Consider the following 19,877-nt stretch of genomic DNA (forward strand, 5'->3'; position numbering starts at 1 on the left):
GACCATGAGCGAGCAAACCAAGCTGCTCCGCGTTTACACCGATGAGGCTGCCTATTTCGGGGACCGCAAGGTGTTTGAGGTTGTCGCCTCCCGTGCGCGTGATGCGATGTTGGCGGGAGCGACGGTGCTGGAGGCACTGATCGGTTTTGGTCGATCGGCTCACGTCCACAGGCGTCATGTCCTCGAAAGCGACCGCGCCGTGGTCGTCGAGATCATCGACCAGGAGGAACGGCTACGCGCTTTCGCCCCGACGCTGGGTGACGTTCCGGGTATCGCCCTGATTACGTTGGAAGCAGTCGAAATCGTCGGTGGGGAGGCCGCATCGGCGCTATTCTTCGAGCCAGACCAACACTCCGGCGACGGCGCGTCGCAACCGCCGAGCAAGGAGGCGTAGCAATGGATACAGCGTCCGACATGCGACCTTCCGGTGAGCCCCGCCCCTCTATGCGGCGCTTTGTGACGCTAGTCGCCATTACGGCCGCGGCGATGATCCCGGCGATCGTGCTCAGGATCGAGGGCTGGCGACCCAATCCCATCCTCGACGCCTTCCTGTTCGGCGCGGCGATCCTGGCGGGCGGCTTCTTCCTGTCATGGGGAGCAGAGGCGGCCGAGAAGCGCATATCGGCCGGCCTGATCGTCGCGATCGTCGCGCTGATCACCGTGCTTCCCGAATATGCCGTGGATTTCTATTACGCCTACTCGGCAGGAGCGAACCCGGGCTCCAACTACGTCCACTACGCCGCGGCGAACATGACCGGCGCGAACCGGCTGCTCGTCGGTCTTGCCTGGCCGTTGCTGGTGCTGCTCCACTGGCGCAGGACACGCGAACGCGCGATCCCCCTGCTGCCCGCCAACCGAACCGAGGTTCTCTTCCTCCTGTTGCCTAGCGTCTATGCCTTCACCATTCTTCTGAAGGACGCCATCACGGTCGTTGACACCATCATCCTGGTCGCTCTGTTCGGCGTATATATGTGGCGGGCCAGCGAAAAGGGTGAAAGCGCCGAGGACGACGATGATGACGAGCCAGGCCCCGCGGCCGCCCTCGCCGAGTTGCCGGCAGCGCGGCAATGGCTCGCAATGGGCGCCCTAACCGTGGTCGCGGCGGCGGTGATCCTCATTTCCGCAGAACCCTTTGCCGAAGCGATGGTCGAGTCGGGGCGACTGGTCGGGTTCGATGAGTTTCTTCTGATTCAGTGGCTGGCCCCCCTCGCCAGTGAAGCGCCAGCCGTCGTAATCGCTGTCCTGTTCGTTCTCTCTGGCCGCGCCGAGACCGGTTTGGCGACCATGATTTCCGACAAGATCAACCAATGGACGTTGCTCGTCGGCATGTTGCCGCTCGCGCTGAGCTTGGGCGCAGGCCAGCTCTCGCCCTTGCCCCTCGATGCGCGCCAGCACGAGGAATTCTTCCTGACAGCTGCGCAGTCCCTTTTCGGCATCGCGTTGCTGCTTCGGCTTCGGCTAGGCCTCAGTGGCGCTGCGGCGCTTGCCGGGCTGTTCGCGGTTCAAGTCACGTTGGCGGTCTTGTGGCAAGGCGACGAGGCACGAACGATCGCCAGCCTTACTTGGCTTGCTTGGGCCTATATCGGGCTTGCTTTCACTATTTTCGCGCTGAACGTCAGAACTCTGCCTGCGCTGGCGAAGCCATTGTGGAGTTGATCAATCGATGCGGAGCAGCAGACATGCGCTGCTTCGGACGCTCCGACGCATCCATAGCCGACCGCTGATTCACCAGTTGCAGGGGTGGCTCTGGAGCGCACAACGCGCCCAGTGCGGCGATGCGGCTCTCCCCGTCCTGCCCCATCCCCGGGGCGGGGAGTCGAACACAAGGAAAGGCGGCCAGATAACTGGAAAACGGACAGGCGATGTTGATCCGGTTCGCTCTACCTCACGCGACTTCGTACCGGCATTTGGTCGCGCGGAGCTGACGGACTTCTATAATCGGGGCATGGCCCTGATGACGCAGGGGTGTCGCTGGCACGCTACCCTGCTGCGCTTGGTGGCCCCGCGCCCAAGTGAAACAAATCCTCAACGTAGAATGCGGCACGGGCAGCTTTGTGGTGATAGTGAAGCTGCAATGTCCGCCTCGATGGCGATGGCTTCGCAGACCGGGCCGACGCGAACAACCAGCATCAGCGCCATTATTGCGTAAAGCGACGCACCGACCTCTAACGAGCCGCCACTTGTCCCGAGGCTGAGCGTGCTTCGCTGCGGCGGTTCCAGGCAAACCCCAACGCGACAGCGACCGCCATTAGGAGCTGCGCAAGGAGCGACTGCCACGTAGGGAACACGCCGAGCATCGATAGCCGAGGCACATCGGAGAGCGGCGCGATATCGACGAGGCCTGCCTCTTGGAGCGCGGCGACGCCCTTGCCCGCCAGCACGACCGTCAGCACTGCCATAAGCCAGGCGCTGTAACGGAAGAACTGCGCAATCGGCAGTTTGCGGCTGTAGCGGAGCATGGCCCAAGCGATCATGCCGAGCACACCGATCGCGAACCCGGCCCCTGCAAGTAGCATCGCGTTATCACTCTGCGCCGAGAGCGCGGCGTAGAACAGGATCGTCTCGAAAACTTCCCGATAGACAACCACAAACGCGAGTCCGAACAGGAACCATCCTGACCCGCCCCCAAGCGCTCGCGACATCTTCTCGCGGATATAGCGTTGCCATTGATCGGCTTGTGCCTTGCCGTGCATCCATATCCCGACCGACAACAGTACGACTGCAGCGAAGATGGAGCCAAATCCTTCTGTCAGCTCGCGGCTCGCGCCGCTGATCCCGATCACATAGGTTGCAACCGCCCAAGTCAACGCGCCGGCGACGATCGCGCTGATCCAACCGCCATGCACATATCGGAGTTCCTCCCCACGCTCGGCTTTGCGGAGGAATGCAATCATGGCGACGACGATGAGCAGCGCTTCGAGTCCTTCGCGCAGCAGGATAGTGAACGCGCCTAAGAAGGTGGAGGTTTGCGTAGCGGCGTCGGGTGCGAGCACGGCCTCCGCCGCATCGAAAAGGTTGCCTAGGGCGGACACTCGTTCGGTGAGGGCGTCGGGCGAGTCGCCGCGATCGACCGCAGCGCGGTATTCGCCCATCGCGCCTTCAATCCGTCCCATCAGCGTCGCGTCGCGCGCGGTAAGCGTCGGCTCGACCGGCTCGAACCCGTCAAGATACGCCGAAAGCGCCAACTCTCTCGCACCGCGCGCGTCACCACGTCGGGCCGCTTCGAGGCTGGCGGCAAGCTTGGCGCGCGCGACCGCGAGCGAAGCAGGCGCTTGTGGCATGACTGCCTCCGGGTGACGGCGGAGATAGGCCATGACCGCGTTCGCCTTAGCGTCGCCGATCGAGCCGGCCAGCGCGGCCGGAGTAAGTGCGACCAAGGCTTTCAAGTCCGGGATGCGCTGGCGCAGCGACGTGTCCGACTTCCACAGCCGCTCGCCTTCCCGCACCTGAGCGTCGGTGAACGCGAACTGTCCGGCGTGGAATGCGACCGCCCACCGCTGATCGTTGGGCATATCGGCGAAGCTTTGCATCGCTGTCCCGTCGAGTCCTTGCGTCACCACCTGATAGAGCGCGAATACGCTGCGCTGGCGCGCGCGCGCCGCATCGGTGAAAGCGATCGGAGGGGTAGACAGCTTGGCCGCGTCGGGGCCGTGCCCGTCACCCTTCATGCCGTGGCAGGCCGCGCAATTTTGCTTGAACAGGGCGGATCCAGAGGCGATGTCTGGCGCCTTGTCCGGCGCGAGCGGCACCGGATAGGCGCGCAGCAGATCGGCCGCGAGTCCGCGCGCGATCATCGCGACCTGTTCGGGCGAGCCCTTGTGCACGATCAACGCCTGAAGTTTGGCGCTTCCCTGTACGAGCGCTTGCTGCTCTGGTTTCGCTGGTAGGCTGCGCAGTCGCGCCGCGACGGCTGCGGCGAACTCGTTCATCTCGGCGTATTCCGATACGTTCTTAACCCGGCCGGCCTGAACCGCGCCGCCATAATCGACCGCCATATAATCGAGCAGCCGCCATGCGGTTTGAACGTCGCTGGATTCCGCTATCGCTGCAGCCGGGACCAGCGCCAGGAGGACGGTCGCGAGCCGGAGCAGAAGCGTACGCATTACAGCTCGCCCAGCTCGCGCCGCGCGCCGGTGACGATTTCGTAGGCGGAGTGAAGAAACAGGAGAGCGATAAGACCAGCGACCGCGAGGTCCGGCCAAGCTTGGTCCGTCCACGCCACCAGCCCGGCCGCCGCAATAACCGCGACATTGGCAAGTGCGTCGTTGCGGCTAAACAGCCAGATCGCACGGACGTTGGCGTCGCCTTCGCGAAAGCGGGCGAGCAATATTGCGGAGAGGACGTTGATCGCGAGAGCGACAACACCAATCACGCCCATCAGCTCAGCATCTGGCGCGGTCGCGTTGAGCGCGCGCCAGACCGCGAAGCCGATTACGCCGAACCCCAACGTGCCAAGAAACAATCCTTGCGTCAGCGCCACCCGCGCCCGTGCTCGAGCGGACCACGCAAGCGCAAGCAGGCCGATCAGGGTGATCGAGCCGTCTCCAAGAAAGTCGAGCGAGTCCGCCTTCAGCGCTTGGCTGTCGGCGATGAAACCACCTAACAGCTCCGCGATGCCGAAGCCGAGGTTGAGCACCACGACGATGATCAGCGCGCGACGATATGCTGGATCATGCTGTGCCCGAACCGGCTCTCCATGACACCCGCAGCTTTCGATTTGTGTATTCATTGGACTTCACTACATCCTCCAGTCGCTATAGAAGCAAGCGAAATTTGCGATAAGGTCGCATTAGCGAGGATGGTGTGAGATGGCAGCGCGACAAATAATGATTGGCGACCTTGCGCGTAAAACATTGACTAAGGTGACAACGGTACGCTTTTACGAGTCGATCGGGCTGCTCAAGCCAGCACCGCGAACCGCTTCGGGACGGCGAACATATGATGCCAGTGACATCGAGCGGTTGCACTTCATTCGCAACGGCCGCCGCCTAGGCTTCTCGGTTGAGGAGATACGCTCGCTGATTGGCCTCTCGGAAAATCCGGATCAGGAATGCAGCCGAGCGTCATCGATTGCGGCTGAGCACTTGCGCCAAGTCGAGGGGCGGCTTCAGCAGCTTACCGCACTCAGAGACGAGCTTGCGAAACTCAGCCAAAGTTGCAGCAAAGCCCGCATCGCCGACTGCCGTATCATGAAAGCGATCGGCGACATCAACCATTAGCAGGCGTCAATAATAGTCGGCGAGCCGCAGTTCACGTTTGTCGCCGGCTGCCATTGTAAGCGTCACGAGCGTTCCGGCAGGGCCATAACGCCATCGCCAGAGTCTCCCATGGGTATAGTCGGCATCAATGGGACGACCATTTACCATGATGATCCGGTCCCCAATCGCCCAGCCCGCCTTTTCCGCAGGACTGTTCGCCGCCACATGAACGATGGCGAGCCCTATCGGGGACGCCGCCACGCCGAGGCCGCTGCGATCTTTGAGCATCGGAATGCGGTGACGAGAAGAGATAGGCCGAAGCCACACGAACCCCGCCGTCACATCCATTACCGCGTCGAATTGCGCGATGAGTGGCAGGCCGATATTGCCGACGGTGCTGGTCGAGAGCCAATCCCTCATGCTCAGTGTCGTGATGTCGCAGACCTCGAGCCCTTCGACTTTGACATCGGAAATCCTGAGAACGTCATTGACCCTTATACCGTCCACGCCGCCCAGCGCCGCAGTCGTTACTTGCTTATCTTTTAGCAACTGCTGATCGCGCAAATAGTCCGCCGAAAGAATCAGCGGAGCCGAGTTGCCGAGATCGAGCATCAACGGCACAAGTGGCAGGCTCGCAACTGACGCCCTGATGAACAGCTCCTGCTTCGCGCCGCGGCCGAGTGCGGCCCTCCTCCAATTGGGACCGGCCAGAAAAGACCCTGATTTGGCGACCGCTAGCCGCCTTTTGCCGAAGTCGAGGGCGATGCAACTTTCTGTGAACATGTCGGCACCGAGCATCATGTCGATCGGCCGTCCGAATGCAGCCGATGTCGCGCTTAGATCGGCGACGATGGCGAACGGTAGGCGACGAGGTTCGCCGGCAAACACAACCTTAATGTCGCGCACTAGCAATGCCTGAGCCCTGGCGCTCAGCCCGCTGATCGTGCGCCGCTCGCCCCTCAGACCAAGTCTCGCCGCAAGTGCCGTGCTGATGATCGAGGCTCCGCTGCCGCTGTCGAGCACTGCCTGCACCGGCAAGCCGCCAACGTGCGCCGAAACTACGAGGGTATCGTCCATCGCCAATTCCAGCGGCTCCCAGTTCAGGGAAGTAGTACCAAAGTTCCAGGTGCGCGCTGGTTGAGAGACGGCGCTGGCGAAGGCAGGTACACCCGCGATTACGCCGCACCCGAAAGTCAGCGTTTGGTTAAGCAATGAGCGTCGAGACATTCCGATCGCTCCGATACGGGTTGTCGTCAATGAGCCGGCTCCGATCTCAAGGCCGCTTAGGCGCGAAGACCTGTTAGATGCTCTAGCTACTAGAGGGTCAAGGCCTGAAAAGCAGTCGGTGGGAAATCAGAATCGCTTAGATAACTCGGCTACGACGAACGAATGGCCTGGCTTTGTTCAAGCTATCCTCGCCCCATTCTGAAATTTGTTTTGGCATTAAGGCTGTGTCTCGTTGGATTTGAGGGACATTCGGGCGCGACCCTGTCGGGCACGGCTCTATCGGCGCGAGCGCCGACCAAGCCACCGTGCCGGCGTCTCGGCCCATGCGGGTGACGATCCTCGCGTGAGGGGGTGTGCCACATGGCACACCCTCATAGCCGCGCCGCAGCGCGACCCTTGGCCCGATAGGCGCTCTCGGCCCTCCCCCGGAGGCCCGCACGCTTGGGGGAACACCAAGGGCTGCTGCCCTTTCGGTCCCGAAGGATAATCGACAGCCCCGTGTGGTCCGCCAAGCGCGGCACCCGACGCCCCGATGGGCGTCGGCCGCGCTAGGGCGGCCTGCCCGCGCCAGGCCATCGATTTTCCTCCTCCCTCCCCATCCCGCTCCTCGCCGGAGAGGCAGAGCCGCATGCCGCAGAGCAAGCGGCTTTCAGCCCCGAAGGAAGGAGAAGAAGGACAATGGCTTACACACGATACAAGCGCGATCCCTACTGGAAGCGGGCCAAGGTAGACGGGACCAGTGCGGACGGAAGCCTCTACCGCAAGGGCGAGCGCGTGTTCTTCTATCCGCGCACCGGGGCGACCTACGCAGGCGATGCCGCCGCGCGCGCATCCGCCGAATTTGACGAACTCGCAGCCCTCGAAGGCTGACCTCCCCCATCATCGACACCACAGATCAGGAGCAACCATCATGGCTATCATCACCGCCAAGCTGTCGCAGCTTCGTCTCTCCCCACTCAACCAGCGCCGCGTCAAGCCATCGGCTATCGAGTCAATGGCCGATGACATTCAGGCGCACGGCCTGTTGCAGAACCTTGTCGCCTATGAGGAAGACGGACTGTTGTGGGTGTTCGCAGGCGGGCGGCGTTATCGCGGCCTCAAGGAACTGGTGAAGCGCAAGAAGGTCAGGAACAGCGATCTTTTTCCCGTCGAGGTGCGCAGCAAGGAAGAGGCTATCGAACTGTCGCTGGCAGAGAATTTCCAGCGGGAGGACATGCACCCTGCCGACAGCATCCGCGCCTTCGCAGCCCTGCGCGATACCGGCATGGACGCCGAGGAAATCGCGGCCCGGTTCGGTCAGGCCGTCAGCTTCGTCTATAAGATGCTGCGCCTTTCCGCGCTCGCCCCGGCACTGATCGACCTGATCGCCAAGGACCAGTTGACCCTTGAAGCGGCCCGCGCGTTGACCCTCACCGACGATCACGACTTCCAAGTGAAGGTGTGCAAGGCAGCGAAGGGTCAGGCCCATACCATCCGCCGGATGCTCACTACCGAAAAGGTCGACACGACCAGCGGCATGTTCCTGTTCGTCGGACGCGAAGCCTATGAGGCGAAGGGCGGCACGATCACCGTGGACCTGTTCAGCCAAGGGGATGAGGGCTTTGCCGACAGCCCCGAACTGGTGCAGGAAATCGCAGAGGAAATGCTGGACGCCATCGCAGCCGATTATCGGAGCATCGGGTGGCATGAGGTGCGCGCCGAAATCGAGCGGCCCTATGACCTCTATATGAAGGGCAGCATGTATCCCGCCTCGCGCGAGCCGACCGAGGCAGAAGCGGAGCGCATGGCCGTCCTTGCCGCCGAGATCGAGGCGATTGCCGATGATGAAGGCGAAGACAGCGAGCGGATAGAACCGCTGGTGGATGAGCAGGAAGCGATCATGGAGGGCCTGCGCGCCTTTACTGCCGAACAGGTGTCGGTGGGCGGCGTGGCGCTCTGGATTTCGCAGGACGGGACGCTGGGCAAGAGCGTCTATCGCGCCAAGGCTGAACCCAAGCCCAAGGCGAGCCATGACGGGCCGACCCCGCTCTATAGCAACAGCCTGTTCGCCGACCTCTCGCGCATCAAGACGCGGATCGTGCAGGAAGCCGTCGCATCCGACCCGGCGCTGGCGCTCGACATCATGCTGGATAGCCTTGCAGGCCAGTTGCTCCACGGCGCACACTGCTACCAGATGGCAATCGAAGTGCAGGCCAAGACCATTGGGACGGAGGTTGCTGACGAGTTGATGGCGACCAGCGATGTGCAGACCGTCGAAGAAGTGATGGCAACCCGCTTCGCTTCCATCCCAGAAGAAGGCCGGTTCGAGGCGATCCGGGCCATGACCGGCGACGACAAGATGGCGCTACTGGCTGGCCTTGTTGCCATGACCGTGGACGGCACCGTGTTTTCGGGTGGCTCCCCCGGCCAGCGCCATCACCAGTTCGAGCAGATCGCCCGCGCGAGCGGGGTGGACATCGCAGCGCGGTGGAAGGCTCCCATTGTCCTGTTCGATAAGATGCGCCGTGCCGCGTTGATCGATGTGCTGCGCGAAGAAGTGGGCGCGCCGAGCGCGGAGAACTGCGCAACCATCAAGAAGAAGGCCGACCTTGCCGTCAATGTATCAGAGCGTTTGCCCGCAGGCTGGCTTCCCGCGCCTATGAAGATTGGTGCCTTCGATCAGCGCGCTGACGGCATGGATCAGGACAGCGACATGATCGACGAAGAGGATATGGCCGAAAACGAAGATGCCTGATTGAATGGGGGGGCTGGTGCAAACCGGCCCCTTCTCTCCATGCCGAGATCCAGTGCGGTGCGGCCCGACGCCCCGGCGCGCCCGCCATGCCACGGCATGACGGGCGCGCGCTGTTCCTGGCGGAACCGCGCAGCGCCGCGCGACCAAGGCCGCGCGGCGCCGGGGCAACTCTGGAATCCAGACGATGCAGGCTGTTTCACAGCAGCCGTTGCCACCAGCCTACGTCGTGCCAGTTCCCGAACTTGCGGCCCACTTCATGATAGATACCAAGTGACATGAAACCCATGCTTTCATGCAGAGCGATGCTGCCTTCGTTGGGCAGGGCAATGCCGGCAAACGCCGCGTGAAAGCCGCGCTCGGCAAGGGCAGGCAGCAGCTTGCCATATAGTGCGCGACCCACACCGCTCCGCCTTACCCCCTCGGCAATGTAGACAGTCACATCGACGGATGTGCGATAGGCCGCGCGAGTGCGGTGCTGGCTGGCATAGGCATAGCCGGCCACCTCGCCATCCAGCTCTGCCACCAGATAAGGATAATCCTGCATGGTGGCCTCTATCCGCGCCGCCATCTCGGCCACGCTGGGCGGCGTTTCCTCGAAGGAAATGGCGGTATGCTCGACCACGGGCGCGTAGATGGCCTGTATGGCGGGCGCATCAGCCGTCGTGGCGGCACGGATAAGAGCCGGTCCTTTCATGCGGGCGACCATGACGAGGCGGAAAACATGGCCTCATTCTGGGGAGCGATTTTCCGGTGCGTCAACATCAGTTTCGTCCCACCGCCCATGACATGCCGACGATCCAGATCGTCGCGGGCGCAACCATGAATATGGACCACAACAACACCGGCTTCATGAAGCATCGGGCGGCCAGGCCGATAGTGAGTACCGCCACGAAGGGAGCGGCGATCTCGACAGAGACGATGGCGAAATCGCCAGACTCGTCGAGCGACGTAGGGGCCTTGATGATGAAAGGCAGCATCGCCGCGAAGGGGAGGCAGAAGGCCAGGACCAGCACGCCTGCCATTGCGAAGGCTATGGCGAGCATCTGGATGGCTTCTTGCCACGATGTTCGCCCCTCCCCCATCGCCGTGGACCACTACCTGCCAGAGATCGCGATAGCGGAGTGATCGGTGGCGGGATCGACCGGCACCCCGAGCTGCTTGCGTTCGGAGTAGCGATCGACGAGCTGAACCGCGTGCGGGCGCATCAGGACGGTGAAGCGCACCAGCTCCTCCATCACGTCGACGATGCGGTCATAATAGCTCGACGGTTTCATGCGGCCTGCTTCGTCAAACTCCTTGTAGGCCATCGCCACGGATGACTGGTTGGGAATGGTGAACATTCGCATCCAGCGGCCCAGCAGGCGAAGCGTGTTCACGGCGTTGAACGACTGCGAGCCGCCAGATACCTGCATGACCGCAAGCGTGCGCCCCTGCGTTGGGCGCATTCCCTTCATTTCCAGTGGCAGATGATCGATCTGTGCTTTCATAATGCCGGTGATCTGACCGTGCCGCTCCGGGCTGCACCACACCTGGCCCTCAGACCACAGCGCCAGTTCGCGCAGTTCGTGAACAGCGGGATGATCGTCGCCCGCTATCTGGTCGGGCAGCGGCAGTGTCGATGGATCGAAAATGCGGGTTTCCGCGCCAAACAGGCGCAGAAGTCGCGCGGATTCCTCGACCGCGAGACGCGAGAAAGACCGTTCGCGCAGGCTGCCATAGAGCAGCAGAATGCGCGGTGCGGGATCGAGCGCCCCCAGCCCTGCCGCTGGCCGGTGATGGATAAAGGCCGGATCAAGCGCGGGCAGCGTGTCGGGATCGGGAAGGTCGCGGATAGGCATCAGGCAATTCCAATACGCAGCGCGAGCGCCGCAAGGGTGATGAGCAGGATGGGCACAGTGAGCGTCGCGCCCACGCGGAAGTAATAGCCCCACCCGATCTTGATGTTTTTCTGACCCAGGACATGGAGCCACAACAGGGTGGCGAGCGAGCCGATGGGCGTGATCTTGGGGCCAAGATCGCAGCCGATCACATTGGCGTAGATCATCGCTTCCTTCACCGCGCCGGTGGCGTGCGTGGCGTCGATCGACAGCGCGCCCACCAGTACCGTCGGCATGTTGTTCATGACGGATGACAGGACGGCAGCGATTACGCCGGTCCCCAGCGCGGCACCCCATACCCCGCCTTGCGCGGTGCGATCGAGCAGCGCGGCGAGGTGGTCGGTCAGTCCTGCATTTCGCAGGCCATAGACCACGAGATACATGCCAAGCGAGAAGATGACGACCTGCCACGGTGCGCCGCGCAGCACCTTGCGGGTTTCGATCACATTCCCTCTAGCCGCGATTGCGAGCAGCAGGATTGCGCCGGCTGCGGCAACCGCGCTGACCGGCACGCCCAGCGGATCGAGCAGGAAGAAGCCGACGAGAAGAAGCACGAGGACGACCCAACCTGCGCGGAAGGTCGCGGCGTCCCGGATCGCCGCCCGCGGCGCACGCAGCGCGGCGACATCATAGTTTGCCGGTATGTCGCGGCGGAAGAACAGCATCAGCGCGCCGAGCGTGGCGGCGATCGCTGCCAGATCCACCGGCACCATCACGCTGGCGTATTCGTCGAAGCCGAGCTTGAAGAAATCGGCTGACACGATGTTGACGAGGTTCGAGACGACCAGCGGCAGGCTGGCGGTGTCTGCGATGAAGCCCGCCGCCATCACGAATGCCAGCGTCGCCTTGTCGCCATAACCCAGCGCGCGCAGCATCGCGATAACGATAGGGGTCAGGATCAAGGCCGCGCCATCATTGGCGAACAGGGACGATACCGCCGCGCCGAGCAGCACTACCAGAGCGAACAGGACGCGGCCATTGCCCTTGCCCCATCTCGCGACATGGAGCGCCGCCCATTCGAAGAACCCGGCTTCGTCCAGCAGCAGGCTGATGACGATGATCGCGACGAAAGCGCCCGTCGCGTTCCAGACAATGCCCCAGACCACGGGCACGTCGGAGAGCGATACAACGCCCGCGAGCAGCGCGACGACCGCCCCGCCCATGGCGCTCCACCCAATGCCGAGGCCCTTGGGTTGCCAGATGACGAGCGCGATCGTCGCGATGAAGATCAGAATTGCTGGCAGCATCAGGCGATACGCTGGCCCGAGGCGTCCACGACCTGTTCCCCATCTTCTTTCGCGAATGCGCCGAGCTGGCCTGTCGGCAGCAGATCAAGCACCGCTTCGGAAGGACGGCAGAGTTTTACACCGAGCGGTGACACAACGAGGGGGCGGTTGATGAGGATCGGATGTGCCATCATCGCGTCCACCAGCGCGTCGTCCGACAGCGACGTATCGTTCAGGCCCAGCTCTGCATAGGGGGTGCCCTTCTCGCGCAAGAGATCGCGCGGGGCCATGCCGGCGCGGTCGATCAGTTCGACCAGCAAAGCGCGTGTGGGCGGCGTCTTGAGATATTCGATCACGTGCGGTTCGGTGCCCGCGTTGCGGATCATGGCGAGCGCGTTGCGCGACGTGCCGCATTCGGGATTGTGATAGATGATGATGTCGGTGGTCACTTGGCGGCTCCCGCTTTGGCGCTGGCCCCTTCGGCCTGCCCGATTTCCTTGAGTTTGCTGCGCATCGCCATCTCGTTGAGGCTGGCGATCGGCAGGGCGAGAAACAGCGAAATCCGGTTCTGAAGGAAGCGCAGCGCCTGTAGGAATGCTTCGCGCTGGCCCTCGCCCTCTATGGCTGCCGGATCTTCGATGCCCCAATGTGCGGTAAGCGGATGCCCGATCCAGACCGGGCAAGCCTCACCGGCAGCGTTGTCGCACACGGTAAAGATGAAATCGAACTTCGGGGCGTCCGGCGCGGAAAATTCGTCCCAGCTCTTCGACCGCATCCCCGCAGTGTCGAAGCCGAGGCCGGTCAGCACGGACAGCGCCATCGGATGCACATCGCCCTTGGGCTGGCTCCCGGCGCTGTAGGCCCGGAAACGCCCTTCGCCGAGCTTGTTCATGAGGGCTTCGCCCAGGATCGAGCGGGCGCTGTTCCCGGTACACAGGAACAGCACATTGTAGACCTTATCAGTCACGGTAAATCCTTCAGCAGCAGGTGAGTTCGGCAACCAGCGGTTCGCAAAGCTCGGCGCGGCCCTGGCAGCAGTCCTTCGCCAGAAACAGCATGAGATCCTTCAGCGCCTTTATGTTCGCGCGCTGGATTTGTTGGCGCCCGCGTTTCTCAGGCAGGACCAGACCGGCTTTCACAAGCACAGCGAGATGCGTCGAAAACGTGCTTTGTGTCAGCCCCGACGCTTCCACGAGCTGGCCCGTCGATAGCCCGTCAGGTTCATGTCGAACGAGCAGACGAAAGGCGTCGAGACGAGTGGGGTGCCCCAGGGCCGCCAATATCGCGAGAGAAGAGTCGGTTTCCATTAAACGCAAATAACCGATGGGTTTTAACCGGTCAACATCTATCGAAAGTTGCCGATGGATTCCTGTGCCTGCAAGGGCGAGATACGTTTAGAGTTGCTCGCCGCGCGCCCTGTTTTGCAGCATGGTTGAACCATGAAGGATACTGAAACACCGCAATGGGAGGGCCGGAAGCGCCACTTCACCGATCCGTATCGCGGGCGGTTGCCGGAACTGGAGCGCTGCATGATCCGGCACCGCGCTTTGGAAATGATCCTTGTCATCTATCACGCAGAGGAATTGAAGCGCAGCGTCGTCGAAACCGTTGATACGCAAAAGCGCTGGAAGCTCTCGCGCAGCGATGACGAGGCAACCGAACCCGCGCCGGAAGTGCCCGAGCGCAAGAGAGTCCAGCGGGCCTTCGACTGGCTGGTCAAGGAAGGCGTGCTGACAGCCGATGAGCGCCGCGAAATGGTTAAACTCATTGGCCGGCGAAACAGCATCGCTCACCATCTCGATCAGGTGACGGCCGATCTCAATCCAGATTCCTGGGTCCGCGATCATCTCGCCTTCATGCCGGATCGGCAGCAATACGACTATGAGGCGCTGGACCGCCTCAAGGCCATGCGGCGGCTGCTGGAGCAGCGGAAGATCGCGAAGCATTATGTTGGCGTGATAAGTATGCGCGGCCTGTTTTTCGAGGCTACCGAGCGGGTGTTGCGCGACGATCTGAAGCGCCTCGACCGCCGTATCCGCAAACTCGTTCACAAGCGGATCGATGCGATTGCAGCGGTCAATTCCGAACTATCGCTTGAAGGCAGCGAGCTGGTCGGCATTTTCGACCCGCGTTGGCCAGACAACCGCCACCATAGCGGCTGCCTGACCCCGCGCGGCGTCGAAATCTGTTACCGGCTGTTCGATATGGGCAAGTCGGCGATGGCCGTGGCCCATATCATAGAGTTTTCGCTGGTCGCTGCACGCGCCCGCGAGAAGCAATGGCGCGAGCTGGGCGGCGGCAACCGGGTGGTCAAAAATCTTCAGGACATCCCGTTGGTGAGGAAGCGCCTGCGCTACGAGGATATGCGCTAGACGACACGCCCTATCTGCGTGTCGCGGGGGAACGCCAAGGGCGCTGCCCTTTCGTCCCCGAACGACAATCGGCCGCCCGTGTAATCCGCCAAGCGCGGCATCCGAAGCCCTGCGGGTTTTTCGGCCGCGCTATGACGGCTCGCCCGCGCCAGCGGCAGATTCTCGCCCTCCCTCCCCATCCTGTTCCTCGCCGGAACGGCAGGGTTGCCCGGCCCGTGGCCTTGCAGCCCATGCCAGATGAAAGGAACCAGTGATGCAGACCCCCGAGCAAACCGATGCCATCCGCCGCTTGAACGATGCGGCGCGCGCTATTCCCGGCGTTACGTCCATCGCCAATGTCACGATGGGGTTTCAGGCTCTCCCCGATCCCGACCGTTCCGCCGCATTGGCGTTGATCGCGCGGTTCTCGAAATTCGACGACAACAATGACCCTTATGGTGAGCATGATTTCGGGGCGGTTTTTCGCCTCGCATCGGGTGACTGGACGCAGGACCGGCCCGAGGATGACGAGGCTGTTGCGGTGACGGTATTTTGGAAGATCGACTATTATGAGCCAAATCTGGACTTCGGCAGTGATGCACCGTGGGACGCGCAACGCACCAAGCGCGTTCTGACGATCATGTTATCGAATGAATACTGAAACTTATCCGTCCAGATCGGCAGCCGGGGGGCTGACATATCTTCCCGGCTGCGCAACCGCTCGACCAAGTGATTTGTTGAGGAATCACGATAGGCAGAGTAGGGTTAACGGGGAAAAGGATGAACGGGATGGCGCAGATCAACCTTGAGGTATTTCGCGAGCGTGTTCGAGGCATGGACTTCGAGCGCGGCACGCCCGAGCAGGTCGCATTGTGGCGAGAGGACGTTGCCGATGCGCGCGCCAATCTGGTCATCGAGGACATGACGCCCACCGATGGCGACGATGCGATGTTCGCCGTAATGCTCGACGAGGGCGTCCCGCCCTCGCTGATGGCCTCGATCATTCTCGGCCTCTACAAGCCGGGAATGCACTCTGTTGCAGGCTGACATTGGCCGACGACCCTTACACCTATCCCGGCACCGACATATTGCGGAACCGGCTTGGAATTACCGACGATGCCACGCTCAATGAAGCCGAGCGTCGGTTGACGATGGCGCGCGGCGCACAGGTCGCTCGCCAGACGTTCCCCGGTTCGGCCGATGGCTATCGAACGCTACACAAGCATCTGTTTCAGGACCTCTACGATTGGGCAGGCGAGGATCGCAGCGTCATCATCGCGAAGGGCGGATCGAGCTTCGCCGCCCCCCTCTATATCGCCCGCGAACTCGAAAAGCTGTTCGCCGACATGGCGGCGAAGAATGGCTTCCGCGGCATCGCACGTGACGAGTTTTTCGACCGCCTTGGCAACCACATCAACGAACTCAACGCCATTCACCCTTTCCGCGAAGGCAATGGACGCACCATGCGCCACCATGCCGCCCATATCGCGCGCGAGGCAGGCCATCCCATTCGCATCGCCTCGATCGATAAGACACTCTGGATGGATGCGTCGCGACATGGCTTCCTGACGGGCGATCATCGCGCGATGGCATCCGTGCTCGCTGCTGCTGCGGTTCAGCGTGACGCTGCGCCGGAAGCGCGCATAGGCGCGCATGGGATCGCCTTGCTCCCCCAGCGCGCGCCTCCGACAGCCCAGCGTTACCGCATCACCTTGAACAAGGTGCGCGAGGAACTGGAACGGTATCTTCCGCCCGCTCGCCAGCAGGCTGGTGAGCGTCTGAGGGCGCTGATCGGGCAGGATGCGCCGTCAGAGAAGATTGCCGCCGCGCGCACCGAACTGGCCTATGTCCGACACGCCAAGGGGCCGGTCTATCAATCCCATCTCCTGACCTACCTGGGGGTCAGACAGGTCGATGCGGTCATTTCCGCCGAGCAAACACCGCTGGAGCGCGTGCGGGAGATCGGGGCGGCCTTGGGCGTGCAGATCAATGCCCAGCAGCCGGTACAGCTTCAGCGTGCGGTTCGGGCGCTGGAGCGACCGATCCTCCCCCCAGGCCATGCGCCCGGGCAGGAACGGCTTGCTGCCGCATTCCTGAAGAACTCCCCCGAAAACAATATGGCCGACAGCCGGTTGGCAGCGGCACAGGGCATCGTCGATGCTGCCATGCAGACTGCCCGCGAGCGCGGAGAAAGCGCACGTATGGTCGTTTCCATCGGGGAATCGACCCGCCAGCTCGTTGCCGGTCGTATCAGAAACGGCAGCGCGCTAGATGTTGGCCTTGGCGACGCACCGCCGCCGCCTATTGTGGATCTTAGCCGCTAGCACTGGTTGCTTCGTCTTTGTCAGGAGAAGAGTAGAAGAGGAATTTCACTGCCTATGCGTGAGGCGGGAACCGACATTCCCCCACCACTATGGCATGGCATATCTCTCCTTCAGCTGGGCAGATGTTTATAGCGTCACTCTGTTGAGCCTAAGCGCATTGCCGACCACGCTGACCGACGACAAGGCCATCGCGGCGGCTGCGATGATCGGCGAGAGCAATATTCCGAAGACGGGATAGAGCACGCCCGCTGCGACCGGCACGCCAGCTGCGTTGTAGATGAAGGCGAAGAACAGATTCTGGCGAATGTTGGACATGGTCGCCTCGCTCAGCCTTCGCGCTCGCACGATGCCGGTGAGATCACCCTTCAAGAGAGTCACGCCCGCGCTCTCGATCGCAACGTCGGTCCCCGAACCCATGGCGATGCCGACATCGGCGGCGGCGAGCGCCGGGGCGTCATTGACGCCGTCGCCCGCCATCGCGACGACCTGGCCCTCGCGCTTCAGCCGTTCGACCACTGCGCTCTTCTGGTCGGGCAGCACCTCGGCCTCGACCGCGTCGATGCCCAGCTTGCGCGCGACGGCCTCGGCAGTCGTGCGGTTGTCGCCCGTGAGCATCACCACCTTGATCCCGGCCGCACGCAGCCCTGCGAGAGCGTCGGGCGTCGTCGCCTTGATCGGATCGGCAATTGCGAGCACGCCCGCGACGCGATCGTCGAAGCCTACGAAGATGGCGGTAGCGCCGTCGCGGCGCAGATCGTCGGCCGCCGCTTCCATCGCCGCCAGATCAATGCCGCTTTCGCGCATGATGCGCGCGTTGCCGAGCGTCACGCGCCGGTTCTCGACGGTTCCAATCGCGCCTCTGCCGGTCGGTGCGTCGAAATCCGAGACCGCTGGAATGCTGATCCCTCGCCCCGTCGCCGCCGCTACCACCGCCAGCGCCAGCGGATGCTCCGAGGCGCGCTCGACCGCCGCCGCCAGGCGCAACACTTCTCCCTCCTCGACGCCTTCCGCGGTAACGATCCGGGTGACCGACGGCTTTCCTTCCGTCAGCGTTCCGGTCTTGTCGACGATCAGCGTCTCGACCTTCTCAAGGCGTTCCAGCGCCTCGGCGTTCTTGATCAGCACACCAAGTCCAGCACCCCGCCCAACGCCAACCATGATCGACATCGGCGTCGCAAGTCCAAGCGCACACGGGCAGGCGATGATGAGCACTGCGACTGCGGCGATCAGCCCATGGGCGAGCCGCGGCTCGGGTCCCCAGACGCCCCACGCGACAAAAGCCAGCACCGCGACGCCAAGCACCGCCGGTACGAACCACCCTGCGACCTGGTCGGCTAGCCGCTGGATCGGCGCACGCGAGCGCTGCGCTTCCGCGACCATCTGGACTATCCGCGCGAGCATGGTGTCGCGGCCGATTCGTTCGGCGCGGATCACGAGAGCGCCGCTCTGGTTGAGCGTGCCGCCAATAACGGCGGCGTCCACCTCCTTGGCGACGGGCATGGATTCACCCGTCACCATGGACTCGTCGATGGCCGAACGACCCTCCTCGATCACGCCGTCGACCGGGACCTTCTCGCCCGGCCGCACGCGCAGCCGGTCACCGACGGCAATCAGGTCAAGGGAAACTTCTTCCTCATGCCCGTCCGCTGCGAGCCGCCGAGCGGTCTTGGGCGCGAGATTGAGCAGCGCCTTGATGGCGCCGGAGGTGCGCTCACGCGCCCTGAGTTCGAGGACCTGGCCGAGCAGTACCAGCACCGTGATGACGGCGGCGGCCTCAAAGTAGACCGCGACCGTGCCGTTCTCGCGGAAGGCGGCCGGGAAGATGCCGGGCGCGAGCGTCGCCACCAGGCTGTAGGCCCAGGCGACGCCCGTTCCCATCGCGATCAAGGTGAACATGTTGAGATGACGCGTCTTGAGCGACATCCAGCCGCGCTCGAAGAAGGGCCAACCGCCCCACAGCACGACGGGCGTCGCCAAAAGGAGCTGAATCCACGTGGAGGCGCGTTCGGAGACGAGGTGATGGAGGGCCGGAAAGAGATGGCCGCCCATCTCGAGCACGAGTACCGGGATCGTAAGCGCCAAGCCGATCCAGAAGCGGCGTGTCATATCGACAAGTTCGGCACTCGGCCCGGCCTCGGCGGTGGCGATCTCCGGCTCGAGCGCCATGCCGCAGATCGGACAGGCGCCCGGATGATCCTGCCGGATCTCCGGATGCATCGGGCAGGTCCAGATCGTTCCCGGGGCGGCCTCGACTGGCGCGGGCGGTTCGGCAGCGAGATAGTGCGCCGGATCCGCCTCGAATTTTGCGAGGCAACCGGCACTACAGAAATGATAATCGTGGTGTTGGTGGACAGCGTGGTGCGGCGTCTTTGCCGGATCGACGGTCATCCCGCAGACCGGATCCTTGACCTCTGTCTTCATGCCTTCGCCGTGCGCGTGACGCGCATGGCCTCCACAACAACCTTGACCTCCATGCGCCGCGTTCTTCAAATCGGTCATAAACCGTCTCCTTTCCGACGCATGCCGATATAGGGTCTGACATTATGTCAGGGTCAAGACCCGTTTCTACGATCCTCCTGAAGCTGGCGGCGGCAGCGTTCCTAGCCAGGCAACCAGTCCGAGGATCAGGATGCCGGCGCAGGTTTCGATCCACAGACTGCGTTTCAAGCGCGCCACGGCCGCTGCGGTGCCATCTCTACCAATCGCTTTACCAAGCGCGGGTGTTAGCCGAAACCGATTGCCCGCCGCCAACCCTAGCATGATGGCAAACAAGGTGAGCTTGATGAGGAGGAGAAGTGAAGCGCCCCGGGTTTTCAGGAGGCAGTTTTCATTGGGCTATGCAGCCATATCGAGGTTCTCGAGGGCTGCATAGTAATTGTCTTCGGCCTCAGCGGGCGGGATGTGCCCGATAGGGCCGAAGAGCCGGTGATTGTTGTACCA

General features: G+C 62.8%; 21 protein-coding genes. 9 read left to right on the forward strand and 12 right to left on the reverse strand.

What is annotated here, in order from left to right; all coding sequences use genetic code 11:
* Positions 1–4 precede the first annotated feature (4 nt).
* Together F4U95_RS20600 and F4U95_RS20605 are read left to right on the forward strand one after the other, a co-directional pair.
* Positions 5–394 carry a DUF190 domain-containing protein gene (locus tag F4U95_RS20600; RefSeq protein WP_107394182.1) on the forward strand — a complete coding sequence of 130 codons (390 nt, stop codon included), beginning with the start codon at positions 5–7 and terminating at the stop codon, positions 392–394.
* A gap of 2 nt (positions 395–396) precedes the next feature.
* Positions 397–1,656 (forward strand): sodium:proton exchanger, encoded by a 1,260-nt coding sequence (locus tag F4U95_RS20605; RefSeq protein WP_232016611.1) that lies wholly within the window; start codon positions 397–399, stop codon positions 1,654–1,656.
* A gap of 509 nt (positions 1,657–2,165) precedes the next feature.
* Here F4U95_RS20605 and F4U95_RS20610 read toward each other — a convergent pair.
* Entirely contained in the window at positions 2,166–4,103 is a 1,938-nt protein-coding gene (locus tag F4U95_RS20610) for an FTR1 family protein (RefSeq protein WP_120252811.1), read from the reverse strand.
* A complete protein-coding gene (locus tag F4U95_RS20615) occupies positions 4,103–4,729 on the reverse strand; it encodes a cation efflux transmembrane domain-containing protein (protein WP_107394163.1) in 627 nt (208 codons plus the stop codon). Before F4U95_RS20615 ends, F4U95_RS20610 begins: the two co-directional genes overlap by 1 nt.
* Positions 4,730–4,808: 79 nt before the next feature.
* Between F4U95_RS20615 and F4U95_RS20620 the strand changes: the two genes are divergently transcribed.
* Positions 4,809–5,219, forward strand: a complete 411-nt coding sequence (locus tag F4U95_RS20620) for a MerR family transcriptional regulator (protein ID WP_107394164.1) — start codon at positions 4,809–4,811, stop codon at positions 5,217–5,219.
* Between the two features lie 6 nt (positions 5,220–5,225).
* Here the strand turns inward: F4U95_RS20620 and F4U95_RS20625 are convergent, their stop codons facing one another.
* On the reverse strand, positions 5,226–6,275 hold the full coding sequence (locus tag F4U95_RS20625) for an aspartyl protease family protein (RefSeq protein ID WP_232016609.1): 1,050 nt from the start codon (positions 6,273–6,275) through the stop codon (positions 5,226–5,228).
* An 828-nt stretch (positions 6,276–7,103) separates the two neighbouring features.
* Here F4U95_RS20625 and F4U95_RS20630 point away from each other — a divergent pair.
* Complete coding sequence (locus tag F4U95_RS20630; RefSeq protein WP_107394166.1) at positions 7,104–7,295, forward strand: hypothetical protein; 192 nt, start codon at positions 7,104–7,106, stop codon at positions 7,293–7,295.
* Positions 7,296–7,335: 40 nt separating this feature from the next.
* On the forward strand, positions 7,336–9,159 hold the full coding sequence (locus F4U95_RS20635; RefSeq protein WP_120252810.1) for a ParB/RepB/Spo0J family partition protein: 1,824 nt from the start codon (positions 7,336–7,338) through the stop codon (positions 9,157–9,159).
* 196 nt (positions 9,160–9,355) lie between these two features.
* Here F4U95_RS20635 and F4U95_RS20640 read toward each other — a convergent pair whose 3' ends face one another.
* From F4U95_RS20640 to F4U95_RS20670, 7 genes are all read right to left on the reverse strand, one after another.
* Positions 9,356–9,853, reverse strand: a complete 498-nt coding sequence (locus tag F4U95_RS20640; protein ID WP_232016607.1) for an arsinothricin resistance N-acetyltransferase ArsN1 family B — start codon at positions 9,851–9,853, stop codon at positions 9,356–9,358.
* A 67-nt stretch (positions 9,854–9,920) separates the two neighbouring features.
* Positions 9,921–10,181, reverse strand: coding sequence for a hypothetical protein (locus tag F4U95_RS20645; protein ID WP_145986287.1), 261 nt, complete (start codon positions 10,179–10,181; stop codon positions 9,921–9,923).
* Positions 10,182–10,253: 72 nt separating this feature from the next.
* Positions 10,254–10,997 (reverse strand): arsenical resistance protein ArsH, encoded by a 744-nt coding sequence (gene arsH / locus F4U95_RS20650; protein WP_120252807.1) that lies wholly within the window; start codon positions 10,995–10,997, stop codon positions 10,254–10,256.
* The gene (locus tag F4U95_RS20655; RefSeq protein ID WP_120252806.1) at positions 10,997–12,283 is read right to left on the reverse strand and encodes an arsenic transporter; all 1,287 of its coding nucleotides are present in this window, start codon (positions 12,281–12,283) and stop codon (positions 10,997–10,999) included. The genes arsH and F4U95_RS20655 overlap by 1 nt, the downstream gene beginning before the upstream one ends.
* Complete coding sequence (gene arsC, locus F4U95_RS20660; RefSeq protein WP_120252805.1) at positions 12,283–12,711, reverse strand: arsenate reductase (glutaredoxin); 429 nt, start codon at positions 12,709–12,711, stop codon at positions 12,283–12,285. The genes F4U95_RS20655 and arsC overlap by 1 nt, the downstream gene beginning before the upstream one ends.
* Positions 12,708–13,229 carry an arsenate reductase ArsC gene (locus F4U95_RS20665; protein WP_120252804.1) on the reverse strand — a complete coding sequence of 174 codons (522 nt, stop codon included), beginning with the start codon at positions 13,227–13,229 and terminating at the stop codon, positions 12,708–12,710. Before F4U95_RS20665 ends, arsC begins: the two co-directional genes overlap by 4 nt.
* 10 nt (positions 13,230–13,239) lie before the next feature.
* Complete coding sequence (locus F4U95_RS20670) at positions 13,240–13,569, reverse strand: ArsR/SmtB family transcription factor (RefSeq protein WP_120252803.1); 330 nt, start codon at positions 13,567–13,569, stop codon at positions 13,240–13,242.
* A gap of 201 nt (positions 13,570–13,770) precedes the next feature.
* Here F4U95_RS20670 and F4U95_RS20675 point away from each other — a divergent pair, with 201 nt between their 5' ends.
* The 4 genes from F4U95_RS20675 (at position 13,771) to F4U95_RS20690 (ending at position 16,937) form a co-directional block, all read left to right on the forward strand.
* Positions 13,771–14,634 carry a hypothetical protein gene (locus F4U95_RS20675; protein ID WP_246171665.1) on the forward strand — a complete coding sequence of 288 codons (864 nt, stop codon included), beginning with the start codon at positions 13,771–13,773 and terminating at the stop codon, positions 14,632–14,634.
* 253 nt (positions 14,635–14,887) lie between these two features.
* A complete protein-coding gene (locus F4U95_RS20680) occupies positions 14,888–15,274 on the forward strand; it encodes a DUF3768 domain-containing protein (RefSeq protein WP_150426803.1) in 387 nt (128 codons plus the stop codon).
* Between the two features lie 128 nt (positions 15,275–15,402).
* Positions 15,403–15,660 carry a hypothetical protein gene (locus F4U95_RS20685; protein WP_120253507.1) on the forward strand — a complete coding sequence of 86 codons (258 nt, stop codon included), beginning with the start codon at positions 15,403–15,405 and terminating at the stop codon, positions 15,658–15,660.
* 2 nt (positions 15,661–15,662) lie between these two features.
* Positions 15,663–16,937 carry a Fic/DOC family protein gene (locus F4U95_RS20690; RefSeq protein WP_120252799.1) on the forward strand — a complete coding sequence of 425 codons (1,275 nt, stop codon included), beginning with the start codon at positions 15,663–15,665 and terminating at the stop codon, positions 16,935–16,937.
* A 126-nt stretch (positions 16,938–17,063) separates the two neighbouring features.
* On the opposite strand, the gene F4U95_RS20695 is transcribed toward F4U95_RS20690, so the two are convergent.
* Both F4U95_RS20695 and F4U95_RS20700 read right to left on the reverse strand, forming a co-directional pair.
* Positions 17,064–19,436: a heavy metal translocating P-type ATPase gene (locus F4U95_RS20695; protein ID WP_120252798.1), complete on the reverse strand. Its 2,373-nt coding sequence runs from the start codon at positions 19,434–19,436 to the stop codon at positions 17,064–17,066.
* A gap of 66 nt (positions 19,437–19,502) precedes the next feature.
* Positions 19,503–19,697 (reverse strand): CopD family protein, encoded by a 195-nt coding sequence (locus F4U95_RS20700; protein WP_246171666.1) that lies wholly within the window; start codon positions 19,695–19,697, stop codon positions 19,503–19,505.
* Between the last annotated feature and the right edge of the window lie 180 nt (positions 19,698–19,877).

Origin of the sequence: Sphingobium limneticum, from assembly GCF_008710165.1 — a bacterium.
Classification (GTDB): Bacteria; Pseudomonadota; Alphaproteobacteria; order Sphingomonadales; family Sphingomonadaceae; genus Sphingobium; species Sphingobium limneticum.